Origin of the sequence: Streptococcus sp. HMSC062B01 (assembly GCF_001811085.1) — a bacterium.
In the GTDB taxonomy this organism is placed as follows: Bacteria; Bacillota; Bacilli; order Lactobacillales; family Streptococcaceae; genus Streptococcus; species Streptococcus gordonii.
Window position 1 is genome coordinate 244,233 of sequence record NZ_KZ672780.1, and the last position, 17,836, is coordinate 262,068.

Below are 17,836 nucleotides of genomic sequence, written 5' to 3' on the forward strand. Positions count from 1 at the left end.
GATGACAGTTACCGGTATTATCGCGGAGTTTAATCCTTTTCATAATGGCCACAAATATCTGCTGGAGCAGGCTGCTGGTCTGAAAATTATCGCTATGAGCGGCAATTTTGTTCAGCGGGGGGAGCCGGCTATCGTGGACAAGTGGACTCGGGCTCAGATGGCTTTAGAAGCTGGAGCGGATCTGGTTCTTGAGTTGCCTTTCTTGGTCAGCGTTCAGGCGGCAGACTTTTTCGCTAAGGGGGCAGTAGACATCTTAGAGAGACTGGGCATCGAACAGCTGACTTTTGGGACCGAGGAAGTGCTGGATTATGAGAGTATTTCCAAGGTCTATGGTGAAAAGGCAGAGCAGATGGAGGCTTATCTGGCAGGCTTGCCTGATTCCCTATCCTATCCTCAGAAGACTCAGGCTATGTGGCAGGAGTTTGCAGGGCTCAATTTCTCAGGCTCTACGCCCAACCACATCTTGGGCTTGGCCTATGCCAAGGCTGTGGCGGGAAGAGATATAAAACTGTGCCCGATTCAACGCCAGGGTGCTGGTTATCATTCCTTATCAGCTGATCAGGAATTTGCTTCGGCAACAGCCCTTCGTCAGAATCTGGATAAGCCAGACTTTCTGAAAAAATTCACCCCAGCCCATCACTTGATTGAAGCGGCTCCCAAGGTGACCTGGTCGGACCTCTTTCCTTATCTCCGTTACCAGATAGTGACTTGTTCGGATTTGACAGACTTTTATCAGGTCAATCAGGAGTTGGCCGTTAGGATTAGAGAGGCCTTGAAAAGCAGTGAGACCATAGAAGAGCTAGTTGAGCAGGTGGCTACAAAGCGCTATACCAAGGCTCGGGTTCGGCGTTTGCTGACCTATATCCTGGTCGGAGCTAGGCAAGAAGAGCTTCCGTCTGGAATCCATATTTTAGGTTTTTCTGAACAGGGGCGTCAACATTTGTCCAAGCTTAAGGGAAAAGTTGAATTGGTCAGCCGTATTGGCAAGGAACCATGGGACAGTTTGACCCAGCAGGCCGACAAGGTCTACCAGCTAGGAAATCCTGCACTTAAGGAACAGAATTTTGGACGAGTTCCGGTGATTTTGTTGTAAAGAAAACTTCTATCTAAACTAGAAAGATAGAAGTCAAAGAATAGAAAAAGGAGTCTTCTTTTATGAGAATGAAAAAATCAATCTTACTTTCCCTCTTGGCTATCATTGCCCTTGGCTTAGGTGCCTGCTCGAACTCAAGCAATAATAAGCAGGCCAATGGTCAAGAAAACAGTGCTCAGAAAAAAACTAGTCAAAGTTCTAGTAAAACTAAGGATATAGCGACTCTTCTAGAAGAAATAGAAACTGCTAATCAAAAAATGACTAGTGTTCGTCAAAAAACCAATATAGGTGGCTTGCTGGGAACAACAGATAAAAAGATTCAAAAAGAACAAAATATGACTTCGCAAGTTATCTATAAGACCGAAAAACAAGAAGTAGAGATGGCAAGCATTACAGTTAAGACTGTGGAAGATGGAGAAGAGAATTTTAAAGAACTCTTGATGCCTGGTGGTGAAAAGGCTCCATTATATACCCGTTATAATAAAACTGGTGAATGGGATAAAGAGGTCCAAGAAAAAGGAGGAAAGTATATTGTTTATCCAGACTATTTCCAACTCTTAAATGGCTTAAATGAACTAGCACAAGACTTAAAACTAGAAGAGACAGATAACGATTATGTCTTTACTTTGAAAACTCAAGATGCGGATATTTTAGGAGTATATGGGAAAGAGTTTCGGTTTAACTTTTCTCAATTTCCTAAATCCAACTTCAAAAAAGAATTGACCGTAAAGATTGACAAAAAAAGCAAATTCCTCAAAGAATTTAAGATGAATATATCTACCTCTGGTGATCAAGGAACACTTGCTATCAAGAGTGAAACGAGTTACTCAGACTGGAACTTGGTTAAAAAGGAAGACATTCCAACTATCTCTGACGAGAAAAAAGAGCAATAAGCCGGTGAGTTGAGCTTTGTTATTCTATTTCAGTTTTCCAAGGCTAAGTTCAGAAAGAGCAAGTCAATGGGGAATTTTAAGTTTAAGGTTAACAGGTAATGATCTTCTTTTCTGTGAAAGAAAAGATATAAAAGAGAGCAAATTAGACTATTTTTCTTAGTGATTTTTCCTTGTTCCTGTGTTATAATAAGAAAGATTAAAATGTAAACTATTAAAAGGAGAACCTCCAATGGGACGTAAATGGGCCAATATTGTGGCAAAGAAAACGGCCAAAGATGGCGCAAACTCAAAAGTATATGCTAAATTCGGTGTTGAAATCTATGTAGCAGCGAAAAAAGGTGATCCAGATCCGGAAACAAATACAGCTCTGAAATTTGTTATCGACCGAGCTAAGCAAGCACAAGTACCAAAGCACGTTATTGATAAAGCTATCGATAAAGCAAAGGGAAATACAGATGAAACCTTTACAGAAGGTCGTTACGAAGGTTTTGGGCCTAATGGTTCAATGTTAATCGTGGATACTTTGACTTCAAATGTGAACCGCACTGCAGCGAATGTTCGTGCTGCTTTTGGTAAAAACGGTGGGAACATGGGAGCAAGTGGTTCTGTTTCTTACCTTTTTGACAACAAAGGAGTTGTTGTGTTTGCGGGAGATGATGCAGATAGTATCTTTGAATTGCTCTTGGAAGCAGATGTCGATGTAGATGATGTTGAAGCAGAAGAAGGAACAATTACGGTTTATACTGCACCAACGGATCTTCACAAGGCTATCGTAGCTCTGCGTGAGTCTGGCATCGAAGAATTTCAAGTTACAGAGTTAGAAATGATTCCTCAGTCAGAAGTGGAACTCTCTGGTGACGATCTTGCAACTTTTGAAAAATTAGTAGATGTCCTTGAAGACGATGAAGATGTTCAAAAAGTCTACACAAACGTCGAAGGCTTTTAATCTACTGGACCTGCAGTTGGGCTGCAGGTTTTTTTATTATAATGAAAAACTTCAAATGACGTTTACCAGTTAAGGCGATTATGATAAAATAGAGAGAATATATTATTTCAAGGAGATAAGGATGAAAAAAATCTTTCAATATGTAGCCATACTTGTAGTCGGATTTAGCTTGATGGCCTGTGACCTACTTCCTGGCCAAAGTAAGGGTGGAGGCACTCCAGCAGAGCAGAAAGAGGCGAAATCAGGTGCCCTATCAGCCAGCAACAAAGAGATAGAAATGAAAGTAAAGGGCGGTCAGTATATTCTGCCAAGTGATGGAAAAGAAAATTCAAAATATTTAGCCTTGGAATTGGAAATTAAGAATAAATCAGACGAAACAGTTAGAATTTCTCCTTCTGATATTGATATCTATAATCCTAATGGTGAAAAAGTTAAGTTAAGCAGAGTCAGTGATTATAAGCATGGTTTTGAGACAATACAATTCGATAATCTCTCGGCAGGAAAATCTCTTTCTGGTTATTTAGTCTTTGAGGTTGAAACCAACGGTAAGTATGAACTTGAGTATGAGAAAAAGATTTATAACCCAAAACAGAAAATCAAAGGATTTAAATTGACTATTGATCCAGCTAAGTATCCTAATCAGGTGGCAGAAAGTAAGAAACTTGCTTTTGACTATCTCAATACTGTTTTCTTGGGCGGAAAAGCTAAAAGTAAGGATGAGGCTAAATCATCTGGTGGTAAGGAAGATTTTGTTTTGGGAGGCGACCTGTCCCAAAATGAAAGTGACTTCAGGGCAGCGTTTACAGAGGATTTCAAGCGTAAATTACATGATTATCCATTTACTGATGACGAAGTTAATGCTTTTATCGATTCTTATGTAGAAATGAATGCCAAAAGGGCTGAGATTTCTTATAGGGTAACTCAGTACCTACCAAATTCGGTTGTGATCAAGATTAGACCAAAAACGATCAGTCTAAGTAGAACGATTTTAAACCATCGTAAAGCGTTTTATGAAAAACATCGTTCAGAATATGCCAATCTGACCGAAATTAATAAGGCAATTGACAAGAATTATGCTGACGTGATGACGGCTGGTTTAGATTCTCATCCTCTTCTTACAACTGAATCTGAATACCAGTTGACATTTGTTAAGACAGATGGGAAATGGGTTGTAGAACCAGATTATACTTATGATTCCATTGTTGTCGCTTTTGAAGGCGATATATCATAAAAAGTAAAAGAAGAGAGCCTGATTCATCCATCAGGTCTCTCTTTTTTGTTTCTTCCTTAAGCTTTGTGCTATACTGGAGAATAGATAAGTTAGAGGAAAAGGAGCCTGCTATGAAGAAATTTTATGACAAACTAATACAAACCCGCCATTATCTCCATCGTCATCCAGAACTGTCTGGTCAGGAATATCAAACAACGGATTTTTTAAAAAAATATCTGGAAGACCTTGAGATTAGAATATTAGATTCTAATCTGAAAACAGGTCTAATTGCTGAAATCGGCTCCGGACAGCCTATAATTGCCCTGAGAGCTGATATAGATGCACTGCCCATTTTTGAACAGACTAATCTGCCTTATGCCAGTCAAAATCCAGGTGTCATGCATGCCTGTGGACATGATTTTCATCAGACAAGTCTCTTAGGGGCAGCTGAACTGCTCAAGGCTATGGAGGAAGATTTGCAAGGGACAATCCGTCTTATTTTTCAACCTGCTGAAGAGACTTCTTGCGGAGCTTTGGAAGTTATAGAGACAGGCTATTTAGATGATGTGAAAGCTATTGTTGGTTTTCACAATATGCCTCAGCTAAAAGCAAATCAGTTAGCTTTAAAGCCAGGGGCTATGATGGCTGGAGTAGAGAAATTCAAGGTAGAAGTGGAAGGGATTAGTAGCCATGCTGCACGGCCGGATCTGGGTGTTGATACAGTCATAACCTTGACTAGTATGGTCCAAGCCTTGCAAGTTTTGGTGGCCAGAACGGTCTCCCCTTTTGAAGCCAATGTTCTTTCTATTACCCATATCGAGGCAGGAACTACCTGGAATGTTCTGCCCCAAAATGGTTTTTTTGAAGGCACCATTCGATCCTTTAGCCCAAACTCTCAAAAAAAATTAAAAGAAGACTTTATTAAAATTGTTGAAAATACAGCAGAAAACTTTGGTGTACGAGTTTCTATTACTTGGGATCAAACACCACCTGTGACTTATAATGATCCGGATTTGACCGAACTCTTATTTGAAAATTCTAAAACATTTGCTGAGGTGGTGGAGGCCAGGCCTTCCACAGCTGGAGAAGACTTTGCTTTTTATCAGGAGAAGATTCCAGGAGTTTTTGCCTTTATTGGTTCAAATGGAGCAGATGCTGCACCAGATCTCCACCATGACACTATGACTATTGATGACGAAGCTTTTAAAGTATCTGTTCCATATTATGTCGAAAGCGCCCTCTGCTTATTAAGATGCTATAAATAACAACTATATCCCTATATAAAAAAATGAAACTAGGCAAATCTCCTTCCTTTTGTTAAGATAGAACAGTGGCAAGGAGATTTTATTGTGCCTTTATTGTGTGCCTGCAATAAATAAAATTTATACCCTTGATAAAAAATATATACTAGGCAAGCTTAGGGATATTTGTTATTATAGGACATAGTTTATAAATGAATAGGAGAATATCTGTGAAAAAATTAGTTAAATATTCTGCCCTTCTTGCTCTTACTTTTGCAGCAGTCGGAACCTTAGCTGCTTGCTCAGCTTCAAATAGCAAGTCTGAATCAGGTAAATCAGATGAGAAGAAGGTAACAGTTGAAATTGCAACCGTTGGAACAACCCGACCTTTCTCATATGATGATGAAGATGGAAAATTAACAGGTTATGAAATTGAAGTGCTTAGAGAGGTCTTTAAGGGATCAGACAAGTATGAAATCAATTTCAATAAAACTAAATGGACTTCTGTCTTTGCTGGTTTGGATAGCGATCGCTTCCAAATTGGTGCCAACAATATTAGTTATTCAAAAGAACGTGCTGGTAAATATCTTTATGGAAACCCATATGCTAAAAACCCAACTGTTTTAGTAGTTCGTAAGGGAACAGATATTAAATCTTTAGATGATATTGGTGGTAAATCGACGGAAGTGGTACAAGGAACTTCTACAGCGAAACAGCTGGAAGACTACAACAAAGAGCATCCTAAAAAGGAAACGAAAATTAACTACACGGACGGAACGATTCAACAAATCCTAGTGAATCTGAATGAGGGTCGTGCAGATTACAAGATTTTTGAACGTATTTCTGTTGATACCATTATCAAAGAACAAAATTTGGAAAATCTAGAAGTCATTGAACTTCCTAGCGATCAACAGCCATATGTTTATCCTTTATTTGCTCAGGGACAAGAAGAATTAAAAACTTTTGTAGACAAACGTATTAAGAAACTATACGAAGATGGTACTCTTGAAGAACTTTCTCAAAAATACTTCGGTGGTAGTTACCTTCCAGAGGCAAAAGATATTAAATAATTAATAAGACTTAAACTATAAGGAGATAAGAATATGAAATTAGCAAAATGGTTTGGAGCAGCTGCAGTTGCGGTTGCAGTCCTTGGTTTGGCAGCTTGTGGAGCTTCTAATAAAGAATCAGGAAATGGCAAAGATAAAACAGTAACCATTAAAATTGGTACAATGACCATTGACAACGATGAGCAACAACGTTGGGATCTCATTCAAAAGAAACTTGAAAAAGAAAACGTGAAACTTGATTTTACTCCATTTACAGAATACCCACAAGTAAATAAGGCCGTGGCAGATGGTGAGCTTGATGTCAATGCTTTCCAACACTACTACTACCTTAACAACTGGAATAAGGAAAATAATCAGGATCTAGTTGCGATTGCGGATACTTACATCGCACCAATCCGTCTCTACTCCGGTACAAAAGACGGTAAAAATAAGTATAAAAAAGTTAACGAACTTCCAGATGGAGCAGAAATCGCTGTACCAAATGATGCGACTAACGAAAGCCGTGCATTGAACTTGCTTCAAGCTGCTGGCCTAATTAAATTGGACAAATCTGGTAACGAGCTTGCAACAGTTGCAAACATTAAAGAAAATCCAAAGAAATTGAAAATTACGGAATTGGATGCTAGTCAAACTGCTCGCTCACTGACTTCAGTAGACGCTGCTGTTGTAAACAACACTTTCGTAAACGAAGCAAAATTAGACTATAAGAAAGCTTTGTTTATCGAACCAAAAGATAAAAATTCTAAACAATGGTACAACATCATTGCAGCTAAGAAAGATTGGGAAAAATCTGACAAGGCTGATGCAATTAAGAAGTTGATTGCAGCCTACCATTCTGACGATGTTAAAGAGTTAACAGAAAAAACTTCAGATGGCTTGCTTGAGCCAGTTTGGTAAGAAGTAAAAGACAGTAGGCACCAGTCTTAATGGATTTATCAAGCATGCAAGACTGAAAGTGTTTAATAAAACTCAGTTGGGATGACCAGCTGAGTTTTATCGCCTTATTTATGGGAGGAATTATGGCTTTTTTCAGTGAAAAAGAGCAGTTACAAAAATTTGAAGAGGATGAACTCGCGCAGGCTTATTTTGAGGTTTTACGGGAGTTGATTGCTAAAAAATCTATTTTTGCTCAGCAGATAGGCTTGAAAGAAGTAGCAGATTATTTGAGAGAAGTTTTTGAAGAGGCTGGTGCAGAAGTGACTGTTGATGCAAGTTACAGAGCTCCTTTTGTCATTGCTCGTTTTAAGAGTTCAGATCCTAATGCTAAAAGTATCATTTTTTACAACCATTATGATACAGTACCTGCAGATAGTGATCAACCTTGGACAGAAGATCCTTTCACCTTGTCTGTCAGAGATGGGGTCATGTATGGCCGAGGTGTTGACGATGACAAGGGGCACATCGTGGCTCGCCTGACAGCCTTGCAGAAGTATCGAGAAGGTAAGCAAGATTTACCTGTGAATGTTACTTTTATTATAGAGGGAGCGGAAGAGTCTGCTTCGACTGACTTGGATCGCTATTTGGAAAAGCACAAGGAGGAATTGTCCGGCGCCGATCTCCTCATCTGGGAACAGGGTAGCCGGAATGCACTGGGTCAGTTAGAAATCACAGGCGGAAATAAAGGCATTGTAACCTTTGATGCCAAGGTGAAAAGCGCTGATGTAGATATACATTCGAGTTTTGGTGGCGTAATTGATTCAAGTAGCTGGTATCTTTTAAATGCCCTAGCTAGCTTGCGAGGAGCTGACGGTCGCATCTTGGTGGAAGGCATCTATGAACAAATTGTCGAGCCAAACGAACGTGAACTAGCTCTGGTTGAGGAGTTTGCGCGACGAAACCCAGAAGAATTAAAACAAATCTATGGTTTAGAATTGCCCCTGCTTGAGGAGGAAGGGCAAAAGTTCCTACGACGCTATTTCTTTGAACCAGCCATTAATATTGAGGGAATATCATCAGGTTATCAAGGTCAGGGTGTCAAGACCATCCTGCCTTCAGAAGCTAAGGCCAAGCTTGAGGTGAGACTCGTACCTGGTTTAGAACCACAAGATGTGCTTGATAAGATTCGACAACAACTGGTCAAGAACGGTTATCCTAAGGTCGAGCTTATTTATACTTTGGGAGAAATGAGCTACCGCAGCGACATGAGTGCTCCGTCTGTTCTTAGTGTTATTGAGTTGGCCAAGAAATATTACAGCGAAGGAGTAGCAGTGCTGCCTACTTCTGCCGGGACTGGACCTATGTTTACTGTTTATGATGCTTTAAAGGTACCAATGATGGCCTTTGGCTTGGGCCATGCTAACAGTCGGGACCATGGTGGAGATGAAAATGTTCGCCTAGCAGATTATTACACCCATATAGAATTAGTAGAGGAGTTGATTGCAAGCTATGAGTAAAGAAATTATTACATTAGATCGGATTGACGTGACCTTCCAGCAGAAGAAACGTCAAATCCAAGCTGTAAAAGATGTGAGTATCCGCATTAACCAAGGAGATATCTATGGAATTGTTGGCTATTCTGGAGCTGGAAAATCTACTCTGGTTCGGGTGATTAACCTATTACAGGTACCGACTGGAGGGACTATTACCGTTGACCATGATGTCATTTTCAAGGACAAAAGAGTTCAACTTTCTGCAGCTCAATTACGTCAAAAGCGTCAGGATATTGGGATGATCTTCCAACACTTCAATCTAATGAGCCAGCTGACGGCTGAAGAAAACGTAGCCTTTGCCTTAAAGCATTCAGGCCTGTCTAAGGAAGAGAAAAAAGAGAAGGTGAAGAAGCTACTAGACTTGGTTGGCTTGGCGGATCGAGCTGAGAACTATCCTTCGCAGCTGTCAGGTGGACAAAAGCAGCGTGTAGCGATTGCTCGTGCCTTGGCAAATGATCCCAAAATCTTGATTTCGGATGAAGCAACATCAGCTCTAGATCCTAAGACGACCAAGCAAATCTTGGCTCTCTTGCAAGACTTGAATCAAAAATTAGGTTTGACGATTGTGCTTATTACTCACGAGATGCAAATCATTAAGGATATTGCTAATCGAGTAGCAGTAATGCAGGATGGACAATTGATTGAAGAGGGTTCTGTTCTCGATATTTTCTCTAATCCTAATCAGGATTTGACGAAAGACTTCATTACAACAGCAACAGGAATTAATGAAGCTATGGTTAAAATCGAAAAGCAAGAAATTGTGCAGAATCTGGCTCCAAATAGTATTTTGGTGCAGTTGGAGTACGCGGGTACAGCAACAGATGAGCCTTTGTTGAATCAAATTTACAAAAAATATCAAGTTACTGCCAATATCTTATATGGGAATATTGAAATTTTGGACCATACACCTGTTGGTGCTTTGGTAGTTGTCTTGTCTGGCGAATCAGAAAATCTTACTGCGGCTAAGACGGCTATTAGTGAAGCAGGCGTTCGTTTGACTGTTCTAAAGGGAGGTGCATAAGATGCTGAAATTAATCGAAACTTATTTGCCAAATGTATATAGGATGGGCTGGACTGGTCAAGCAGGCTGGGGAACAGCTATTTATACGACCCTTTATATGACAGTAATCTCTTTCTTGATTGGTGGTTTCTTTGGCTTGATAACTGGACTTTTTCTAGTATTAACCAAGCCAGGTGGGGTTCTGGAAAATAAGGTGGCTTTCTGGATTTTGGATAAAGTGACTTCTGTCTTCCGTGCGATTCCTTTTATCATTTTGTTGGCTGTCCTATCACCTTTTTCTCACTTGATTGTTGGGACAGGAATTGGACCAAATGCTGCTATTGTGCCACTTTCATTTGCCGTTTATGCCTTTTTTGCACGTCAAGTTCAGGTGGTTTTATCTGAGTTGGACGGTGGAGTGATTGAAGCAGCCCAGGCCAGTGGTGCAACTTTATGGGATATTATTGGTGTCTATCTTATTGAAGGTCTACCAGATTTAATCCGTGTAACGACAGTCACCTTGATTTCTTTGATTGGTGAAACTGCTATGGCTGGAGCAGTCGGTGCAGGTGGTATCGGTAATGTAGCGATTGCTTATGGTTTTAACCGGTATAATAATGACGTTACCATTCTTGCGACGGTTGTCATTGTAGCTATCATCTTTACGATTCAATTTGCAGGAGACTTTTTGACTAAAAAATTAAGTCATAAATAGAAGTTAATTTGCTAGCCATTTTGGCTAGCTTGTTCTTTGATTAAATATTCTGAAAATTTAATTTACATTCGACTTTGTGAATGTTATAATAAGGAGAAAAAACCTACGGAAAGGGAAAGCTATGGCTCAAGAAGAGGAAAAGATCTCAAGAAGCAGGAAAAAACAGCTATTAGCTCGCTTGAAAGAGCAAATTCAACCAAAGAAGGGCATGATTTATCTGGCTGCTTTTTTATCATGGATTCAATTTTTAACGAGAATTACTAGTTTTGCTTTGATTGCTCAAGCATTGACAGAGTTCTACGAAGGAAAACAGCTTGACTTATACACTCTTTTTCTTTATTTGCTAGCCTTAAACGGTTTAGGATTTGGAATTGCTTTATTTGCCAAAAAGTTTCAAGGCATAGCCTCTCAGTTTGCACGAAACAAGCTAAAGAGAGAATTCTTTCAGGCTTTTGTTGCTAAGGACGGTGAGTTTCAAGATAGCCGAACTGCAGCGGATATTCTAACAGTTGCTGCTCAGGGAATTGATAGCTTGGATACCTACTATTCCTACTATCTATCCTTAAATCTACGAACCTATTTTAACTGTTTAACAGTCCTTATCTTAGTCTTTTGGCTCTTTCCCTTGGGTGGTTTAATTTTTATATTATCCTTGCCTTTCATTCCTGTGTCTATCATCCTGATGCAGAAGCGATCGCGTAGGATAATGAATCGATATTGGGGCTCTTATATGGATGTGGGCAACCTTTTTCTGGATGATTTAAAGGGGTTAAACACATTGTATTCTTATCAGGCTGATGAGAAATACGAGCAGGAATTTGCGGAGCAGGCCGAAGATTTTCGCGATGCCACTATGGAACTGCTTGGTTTTCAACTACAATCAGTGGGCTATATGGATGCTGTTATGTATTTGGGAATCGGCCTGTCAGGTTTTTTAGCCCTTTCCTGGCTGGCTACTGGGCAATTATCCTTGTTCAGCATGATTTATTTTATCTTAATTGCAACAGAATTTTTTACTCCGATTCGAGAAGCAGGCTACGGTATGCATTTGGTCATGATGAATACAAAGATGGCTGATCGGATTTTTAATTTTTTGGATTCGGTCCAAGAGACTAAAGTAGAAACAAAACAAGATTTAGCACCATTTCAGCACTTGAGTGTGCAGGATTTGTCCTTCTCCTATGGGGACAAAAAGATTCTGGATAGGGTCTCTTTTAACGTAGAAGTAGGCCAAGTATTTGCTATTGCTGGGGAAAGTGGACATGGTAAGACGACTTTGGGCAAGATTCTACTAGGAAAATTGCAACCCGAGCAAGGTCAGATATTCTTTGGACAAACCTCCTCTAAAAATTTGACACAATCTGCTCTCTATAAAGAGATAATGTATGTGTCGTCAAACAGCTTTCTTTTGAATACCAGTATTTTAGAGAATTTGCAGTTGGCAAGGGATTGGAGTCGGGAGAAAATTCAGCAATGGCTGACCGAGAAGAAGCTTTTATCTTTTATTGAAAATTTACCTGAGGGTCTAGATACCCTTGTTGGTGAAGATGGCAACCAGCTGTCACCAGGTCAAAGACAGCAAGTGATTTGTGCCCGGGCAATTTTTGCTCAAAAATCGCTCTATATCTTTGATGAAATCACTTCTAGCGTTGATAAGGAGAATGAAGATCTTATTTATGAACTGCTAAACGTGCTTTCTAAAGAAGCCCTTGTCATCGAGATTACTCATAAAATGAAGCGCGTAGCAGAGGCTGACCAAGTTCTTTTTATGAGTAAAGAGGGAACGGTTTTGGCTAGTCCGACCCAGCTTTACTGGGAAAATCAGGACTACAGAACTTTAGTGGATAGACAAAGAGAACTGGAGGAGAGAATTCATGGAAGCTAAAAGAACTTATCCAAGCGAGCAACTCCTTTTCAGGCTATTTCAGATCATGAAGCATCTATTACCTGCTCTAGGATTAGCTGTTATTTTTGCAGTTTCAGGCTTTACAGTTTCAGTCGCGATTCCTGTTTTATTGGTAAATCAAGGATTTTTGGCTGTAGGAGGGCAAGCTCCGACTCTAGGTTTTCTGTTTCTTCTTTTAGCTTTGGCCATTGGTCGAGGACTCTTCCGCTATGGAGAGCATTATTTTGGTCATTATGTGGCTTTTCATTCCCTAGCGGATCTGCGAAAGCTTGTCTTTGCTAAACTACGACGTCTTGCACCTGCTAAGTTAGACCGACAAGATAGTGGGAGTTTATTAAAAATGATCGGGGAGGATATTGAAGCAATTGAAGTCTTTTTTGCCCATACAGTTGCACCAGTTTGTACAGGGATTATCTCTGTTTTCATTATGTGGGTCTTTCTCTCTAGGATATCCCCAGCTCTCGGTTTTTTGGCTTTGCTGACTTACCTGCTTTTAGCTGTGGTCTTGCCTCAAAATTTTGCTCGACATTTACAAAAACTCTTATCAAAACAAGCGAATGATCGGACAAGATACATTTCTTATTTCTTGGAGAGCCTGAAGGCAATACATGATTTGTCCCAGCTCGGACAAACTTCAAAACGTTTTGCTTGTTTAGAACAAAAAAGCCAAGGTTTAAATAGCATAGAAAGGCAGGTTGCTCAGAAGCAATTTTTTGAACAAGCTCTAACCTTTTTAGTGGTGGGCTTATCTGTTATGGGCTTTGCCATCTTGTCTCTCTTCCAACTTAATCAAGGTGATATTGATCTGACTCAAGCAGGCCTAGCTCTAGTAGCTTTTACAAGCTCTTTTGCTCCATTTCTGGAATTAGGGCGATTACCTCTAGGTTTTAAAAGAGCAATGAATGCCAGTCGGCAGGTCTTTTCGCTCTTGGATGAGCCAGAGGCAGATAGCAGTGGTTTGAAGACTGATGTCAGGATCGAATCAGTTGATGTTAATCATTTAAACTTTGATTATGAAGGACGAGAGCAAGGACTTTTTCAAGGTTTGTCAGCACGATTTGAGAAAGGTAGAATAATTGGTATTGTAGGTGGAAGTGGAACAGGAAAATCTACTCTCATGAAAATTATCATGCGTTGGTATGATCCTAAGGCAGGACAGGTTTTGCTGTCTGGACAGGATCATCAAACCTTCCATCGCCAGCATTTACAAGCCTCCTTCGCCTATGTTCCTCAAGTTGCTCAGCTTTTCCATAAAAGTCTTCGGGAAAATCTAGTCTTGGGCCGAACTGATATCAGTGATGAGGCGATCTGGACCTTGGCAGCTAAATGTCGCCTCAAGGAACGTTTGGAGCGCTTGCCAGAGGGGTTAGATACTGTAATTGATGGAGAAACAACTTTTTCTGCTGGTGAAGCCCAACGTTTGGAGCTGATGCGAGCCCTGCTTAAGGAGGCAGATTGTTATATTTTTGATGAACCCACCAGCAATCTCGATTCACTTAATGAAGCAGCCTTCCTATCTATTGTCAAAGAAGAATGCCGTGGCATGGTCTTTCTCATCTCCCATCGCTTGTCAACGGTTGCTTTTGCAGATGAGGTTTATGAATTAAATCATTCTCAAGTAAGGAGGATAAAAGGATGAGAAAAGGACTACAAGTAAAAGACCTTGTGATGACAGGTGCTTTTGCAGCCCTCTATTTTCTATGCGTCGGTTTAGGCGTCCTGGTTGGTCTGATTTTCGACCGGTCAGGGAATATGTTCTATGCCCCAGCTGGAGCAGCAATCTTTGGTGGGACGGTTTACATGCTTCTACAAAGCAAGATCAAAAAATTCGGAGCTATCAGTCTCTTGGGAATCGTGATGGGAGGATTTTTCTTCTTATCTGGCCATTTCTTTGTGGCCTTCTTGCCAGGCTTGATTTTTGGCTTTCTAGCTGATTTGTTAGCCAAACAAGGAAATTACCAAAATAAATGGCTAAGTTTAGCGTCATTTGTCCTTTTCTCCTTTGCCAATTCAGGCCCGATTATTATGATGTGGCTGGCTCGGGAGACTTATGTTCAAAGCTTGCTAGCGCGTGGTAAAACTCAAGAGTATATTGACCGGGTTATGGTTCCTGTGAATCCACAAGTGGTTCTTGGTTTTGTAATTATGGTTGTTATTGCCGCTATTATAGGGGGACTATTTGGTCAATATATGGTCAAGAAGCACTTTATAAAGTCAGGGATGGTCTCATGAAATTAGATGTACGAAGTAAGGTCCTTTTGGTTTTATTTGCCAATATGGCCTTTCTTTTTAGAGTATCCGGCTGGCTTGAACTGATAATCGTTTCAGGCTTGGCGATGCTCTTATACTTTGCTGGAAAAGGTAAAATCGCCTTATATAGTTTATTGGCTTTTGTCCTTTTTTGGACTCTAGATGCTTATCTAACTGATTTCTTTTCTTTTCAACTGATACGAAATTTCGTAACTCTGCTCACGGCTGGACGTTTTTTGCTTCCTTCTTTTATGGCTGGGAGTTTGCTTTTGACAACTGCGACAGCCTACGAACTGGTTCATGGCCTTAGAAAATGGCACCTACCGGAATCTTTTCTTTTAACCTTAGGAGTAATGATGAGATTTTTGCCAGCTATACCAGCAGATGCGAAAACGATTCATAGAAGTTTACGTCTTCGAGGGATTTTCCTTAGAAAAAGAGATTTTATCTTTCGTCCAGTGACCTACTTTGAGTATCTCCTGGTACCACTACTCATGTCACTCATGCGAACGGTTCAAGAGTTGACCATAGCTAGCCTTACCAAAGGATTGGCACTAGGAAAAAGACCGACAGAAACTTTTTCATCAACCTTTAATTTAGCAGATTGGAGTACCTGTGCATGGATGTTTATCATGACCTTGTGGATGATAAGGGGCTGATTACTGCGACCGGCTTTCGTTTTACTTATGAAAATAGCAGAGCTAGTATCTTGCTGGTTGAAGATTTACAAATCTCATCAGGCCAGTTGGTCGTCTTATGTGGCAAGAGTGGGAGTGGCAAATCAACCTTCTTAAGGTTGATCAATGGCTTAATCCCAGATTACTATGAGGGAAAATTAGATGGTCAATTAGAAATAGCCGATCAGTCAGCAGGAAAACAGACGGTTGAAGAATGTTCCAAGCGAGTTGCTTCAGTTTTTCAAAATCCCTCCAGTCTGTTTTTTCATAAATACGTTAAGCATGAATTGGTTTTGCCTGGTGAAAATCATGGTCAATCAGCAGCAGAAATTTTGAATAAATTAGAAAAATTAACTGCTGACTTTGCTTTAGAAGACTATCTTGAACGTGACATTTCTACTTTATCAGGTGGAGAAAAGCAGAGAATTGCCCTTTTAACGGCCCTGATGCAGGATACAGATATCTTGGTTTTAGATGAACCGACAGCTAATTTGGACAGGTCAGGGATTGAGCAAGTAGCTAGTTATCTTTCTATCTTAAAACAAGAAGGGAAAACGATTCTTATAGCGGAGCATCGCTTGGATTATTTAAAGGACTTGGCTGACCGCTATCTTTATTTTGATCAAGGTGCTCTTAAAAGAGATTATTCAAAAAAGGAGTTTGATAGCTTAACGGAAACAGAACGACATGATTTAGGGCTTCGAAGTCAGGATCTATCTAGCTCTATTTCTAAACTTGAGGCAAAGAAGCAAATTGCTCCTTCACCACTGACGGGGGATTTGACCATAAAAAATCTTTGCTTACAGTCAGGGGACCAGGAATTGAGTTTTCTTGAAGAAGCTAACTTCAAGTCAGGAGTGATTACAGCCCTTGTGGGTCCTAATGGGAAAGGTAAATCGACTCTAGATTTTTATCTGGCTGGTTTATTAGACGATGAAGATGCAACTTTTTCTTTAAATGGGCATGCTCTGTCAGCTCATGAACGTCTGAAAGACACTGCTTTTGTTCTGCAAGAAGTTGCTCTTCAGCTCTTTTCAGACAGCGTCCAAAAGGAGTTGACCTTGGGTTTGAAAAAAGCTGCCGATGCATCAAATATCTTAGAAAACTTAGGATTAAAAGGTTTAGAAGATAGGCATCCAATGACTCTATCAGGCGGAGAGATGCAACGGCTAGTCATAGCAAGTCAAGTCCTTACTAAAAAAAGAGTGTTTATCTTTGACGAACCTAGTTCAGGTTTAGATTACCAGCAAATGTTACAAGTGGCTGACTTACTGAAGGCATTAAAAGAGCAGGGAAAAATTATTCTGCTCATTTCTCATGATGAAGAATTACTTGAGAAAACAGCTGATTACTTTTTTACCTTAAATTAATTACTCGCTATACAAAAAAACTATAGCTTTTACAGTTGTTTATCTAGATTTCCCCTCCTATTTTTGGTATGATTGAAGAACAGTAATGTAGCTTCTGGCTTTGCTATTTTTCTGTTTCTAGAGTTGATTAGACTGGTAGGATAGTAGATAAATAAGTTAAAGTACAGGACTATAAGAGGGAGAATACATGAACAATTTACTTGTATTGCAATCGGATTTTGGTCTTGTGGATGGTGCGGTATCTACGATGATTGGTGTGGCTCTGGAGGAGTCTGCTACATTAAAGATTCACCATTTAACACACGACATTACGCCTTATAATATTTTTGAAGGTAGCTATCGTCTTTTTCAAACGGTCAACTACTGGCCAGAAGGGACAACCTTTGTTTCAGTGGTCGATCCGGGTGTCGGCTCTAAGCGGAAGAGCGTAGTTGCAAAAACAGCGCAAAACCAATACATCGTCACTCCAGACAATGGAACCTTGTCTTTCATTAAGAAACACGTTGGTATTGTGGCTATTCGGGAAATTTCTGAAGTCGAAAATCGTCGAAAGAATACCGAACATTCCTATACCTTCCATGGTCGTGATGTTTATGCCTACACAGGAGCTAAATTGGCTAGTGGCCACATTACTTTTGAAGAAGTAGGGCCAGAATTAAGTGTGGATGAGATTGTCGAGATTCCAGTTGTGGAGACCACCTTTGGCGAAGGTTCTGTCAGCGGTGCTATCGATATTCTAGACGTTCGATTTGGATCTCTTTGGACTTCTATTACTCGCGAAGAATTCCAAGAGTTAGAACCTCAGTTTGGAGAACGTTTTGAGGTAACGATCTACAATAACGATATGTTAGTTTACCAAAATCAAGTGACCTATGGGAAGTCCTTTGCGGATGTTCGCATCGGTCAGCCGATTATTTATATCAATTCGCTCTATCGGGTTGGTCTAGCAATCAACCAGGGTTCTTTTGCCAAAGCCTACAATGTTGGTGTGGGTGCCCAGTGGCATATTGAAATCAAGCGTATTGAAAATTAGCGA

At 40.2% G+C, this 17,836-nt stretch carries 16 protein-coding genes; all 16 read left to right on the plus strand.

Annotation, left to right across the window (positions count from 1 at the left end):
* Position 1 precedes the first annotated feature (1 nt).
* Positions 2-1,093 carry a nucleotidyltransferase gene (locus HMPREF2780_RS04500; RefSeq protein WP_105026236.1) on the plus strand — a complete coding sequence of 364 codons (1,092 nt, stop codon included), beginning with the start codon at positions 2-4 and terminating at the stop codon, positions 1,091-1,093.
* Between the two features lie 62 nt (positions 1,094-1,155).
* On the plus strand, positions 1,156-1,986 hold the full coding sequence (locus tag HMPREF2780_RS04505; RefSeq protein ID WP_061596120.1) for a DUF6612 family protein: 831 nt from the start codon (positions 1,156-1,158) through the stop codon (positions 1,984-1,986).
* Between the two features lie 229 nt (positions 1,987-2,215).
* Positions 2,216-2,932 (plus strand): YebC/PmpR family DNA-binding transcriptional regulator, encoded by a 717-nt coding sequence (locus HMPREF2780_RS04510; RefSeq protein ID WP_011999961.1) that lies wholly within the window; start codon positions 2,216-2,218, stop codon positions 2,930-2,932.
* 121 nt (positions 2,933-3,053) lie between these two features.
* Positions 3,054-4,163, plus strand: coding sequence for a DUF4352 domain-containing protein (locus HMPREF2780_RS04515; protein WP_105026237.1), 1,110 nt, complete (start codon positions 3,054-3,056; stop codon positions 4,161-4,163).
* Positions 4,164-4,273: 110 nt separating this feature from the next.
* Positions 4,274-5,407, plus strand: a complete 1,134-nt coding sequence (locus HMPREF2780_RS04520; RefSeq protein ID WP_105026238.1) for an amidohydrolase — start codon at positions 4,274-4,276, stop codon at positions 5,405-5,407.
* Positions 5,408-5,595: 188 nt separating this feature from the next.
* Positions 5,596-6,453 carry an amino acid ABC transporter substrate-binding protein gene (locus HMPREF2780_RS04525; RefSeq protein ID WP_172455820.1) on the plus strand — a complete coding sequence of 286 codons (858 nt, stop codon included), beginning with the start codon at positions 5,596-5,598 and terminating at the stop codon, positions 6,451-6,453.
* Positions 6,454-6,486: 33 nt separating this feature from the next.
* Positions 6,487-7,350, plus strand: a complete 864-nt coding sequence (locus tag HMPREF2780_RS04530; protein WP_045634279.1) for a MetQ/NlpA family ABC transporter substrate-binding protein — start codon at positions 6,487-6,489, stop codon at positions 7,348-7,350.
* 122 nt (positions 7,351-7,472) lie between these two features.
* Positions 7,473-8,846 (plus strand): M20/M25/M40 family metallo-hydrolase, encoded by a 1,374-nt coding sequence (locus tag HMPREF2780_RS04535; RefSeq protein WP_105026239.1) that lies wholly within the window; start codon positions 7,473-7,475, stop codon positions 8,844-8,846.
* Positions 8,839-9,903: a methionine ABC transporter ATP-binding protein gene (locus HMPREF2780_RS04540; RefSeq protein ID WP_105026240.1), complete on the plus strand. Its 1,065-nt coding sequence runs from the start codon at positions 8,839-8,841 to the stop codon at positions 9,901-9,903. The genes HMPREF2780_RS04535 and HMPREF2780_RS04540 overlap by 8 nt, the downstream gene beginning before the upstream one ends.
* 1 nt (position 9,904) lies before the next feature.
* The gene (locus tag HMPREF2780_RS04545; protein WP_008808468.1) at positions 9,905-10,597 is read left to right on the plus strand and encodes a methionine ABC transporter permease; all 693 of its coding nucleotides are present in this window, start codon (positions 9,905-9,907) and stop codon (positions 10,595-10,597) included.
* A 121-nt stretch (positions 10,598-10,718) separates the two neighbouring features.
* Positions 10,719-12,482, plus strand: a complete 1,764-nt coding sequence (locus HMPREF2780_RS04550) for an ABC transporter ATP-binding protein/permease (RefSeq protein WP_105026241.1) — start codon at positions 10,719-10,721, stop codon at positions 12,480-12,482.
* A complete protein-coding gene (locus HMPREF2780_RS04555) occupies positions 12,472-14,142 on the plus strand; it encodes an amino acid ABC transporter ATP-binding/permease protein (RefSeq protein ID WP_105026242.1) in 1,671 nt (556 codons plus the stop codon). The genes HMPREF2780_RS04550 and HMPREF2780_RS04555 overlap by 11 nt, the downstream gene beginning before the upstream one ends.
* Positions 14,139-14,735 carry an MptD family putative ECF transporter S component gene (locus HMPREF2780_RS04560; protein ID WP_060553022.1) on the plus strand — a complete coding sequence of 199 codons (597 nt, stop codon included), beginning with the start codon at positions 14,139-14,141 and terminating at the stop codon, positions 14,733-14,735. Before HMPREF2780_RS04555 ends, HMPREF2780_RS04560 begins: the two co-directional genes overlap by 4 nt.
* Positions 14,732-15,412, plus strand: a complete 681-nt coding sequence (locus HMPREF2780_RS04565) for an energy-coupling factor transporter transmembrane component T (protein WP_045772885.1) — start codon at positions 14,732-14,734, stop codon at positions 15,410-15,412. Before HMPREF2780_RS04560 ends, HMPREF2780_RS04565 begins: the two co-directional genes overlap by 4 nt.
* The gene (locus HMPREF2780_RS04570; protein ID WP_105026243.1) at positions 15,373-16,800 is read left to right on the plus strand and encodes an ATP-binding cassette domain-containing protein; all 1,428 of its coding nucleotides are present in this window, start codon (positions 15,373-15,375) and stop codon (positions 16,798-16,800) included. Before HMPREF2780_RS04565 ends, HMPREF2780_RS04570 begins: the two co-directional genes overlap by 40 nt.
* 187 nt (positions 16,801-16,987) lie before the next feature.
* A complete protein-coding gene (locus HMPREF2780_RS04575) occupies positions 16,988-17,833 on the plus strand; it encodes an SAM hydrolase/SAM-dependent halogenase family protein (protein WP_105026244.1) in 846 nt (281 codons plus the stop codon).
* The last annotated feature ends 3 nt before the right edge of the window (positions 17,834-17,836 follow it).

What these genes read in the sequence shown, in the direction of transcription:
- HMPREF2780_RS04500 (WP_105026236.1), top strand. Translation starts at nt 2, where the DNA reads ATGACAGTTACCGGTATTATCGCGGAGTTTAATCCTTTTCATAATGGC.
- HMPREF2780_RS04505 (WP_061596120.1), top strand. Translation starts at nt 1,156, where the DNA reads ATGAGAATGAAAAAATCAATCTTACTTTCCCTCTTGGCTATCATTGCC.
- HMPREF2780_RS04510 (WP_011999961.1), top strand. Translation starts at nt 2,216, where the DNA reads ATGGGACGTAAATGGGCCAATATTGTGGCAAAGAAAACGGCCAAAGAT.
- HMPREF2780_RS04515 (WP_105026237.1), top strand. Translation starts at nt 3,054, where the DNA reads ATGAAAAAAATCTTTCAATATGTAGCCATACTTGTAGTCGGATTTAGC.
- HMPREF2780_RS04520 (WP_105026238.1), top strand. Translation starts at nt 4,274, where the DNA reads ATGAAGAAATTTTATGACAAACTAATACAAACCCGCCATTATCTCCAT.
- HMPREF2780_RS04525 (WP_172455820.1), top strand. Translation starts at nt 5,596, where the DNA reads ATGAATAGGAGAATATCTGTGAAAAAATTAGTTAAATATTCTGCCCTT.
- HMPREF2780_RS04530 (WP_045634279.1), top strand. Translation starts at nt 6,487, where the DNA reads ATGAAATTAGCAAAATGGTTTGGAGCAGCTGCAGTTGCGGTTGCAGTC.
- HMPREF2780_RS04535 (WP_105026239.1), top strand. Translation starts at nt 7,473, where the DNA reads ATGGCTTTTTTCAGTGAAAAAGAGCAGTTACAAAAATTTGAAGAGGAT.
- HMPREF2780_RS04540 (WP_105026240.1), top strand. Translation starts at nt 8,839, where the DNA reads ATGAGTAAAGAAATTATTACATTAGATCGGATTGACGTGACCTTCCAG.
- HMPREF2780_RS04545 (WP_008808468.1), top strand. Translation starts at nt 9,905, where the DNA reads ATGCTGAAATTAATCGAAACTTATTTGCCAAATGTATATAGGATGGGC.
- HMPREF2780_RS04550 (WP_105026241.1), top strand. Translation starts at nt 10,719, where the DNA reads ATGGCTCAAGAAGAGGAAAAGATCTCAAGAAGCAGGAAAAAACAGCTA.
- HMPREF2780_RS04555 (WP_105026242.1), top strand. Translation starts at nt 12,472, where the DNA reads ATGGAAGCTAAAAGAACTTATCCAAGCGAGCAACTCCTTTTCAGGCTA.
- HMPREF2780_RS04560 (WP_060553022.1), top strand. Translation starts at nt 14,139, where the DNA reads ATGAGAAAAGGACTACAAGTAAAAGACCTTGTGATGACAGGTGCTTTT.
- HMPREF2780_RS04565 (WP_045772885.1), top strand. Translation starts at nt 14,732, where the DNA reads ATGAAATTAGATGTACGAAGTAAGGTCCTTTTGGTTTTATTTGCCAAT.
- HMPREF2780_RS04570 (WP_105026243.1), top strand. Translation starts at nt 15,373, where the DNA reads ATGGATGTTTATCATGACCTTGTGGATGATAAGGGGCTGATTACTGCG.
- HMPREF2780_RS04575 (WP_105026244.1), top strand. Translation starts at nt 16,988, where the DNA reads ATGAACAATTTACTTGTATTGCAATCGGATTTTGGTCTTGTGGATGGT.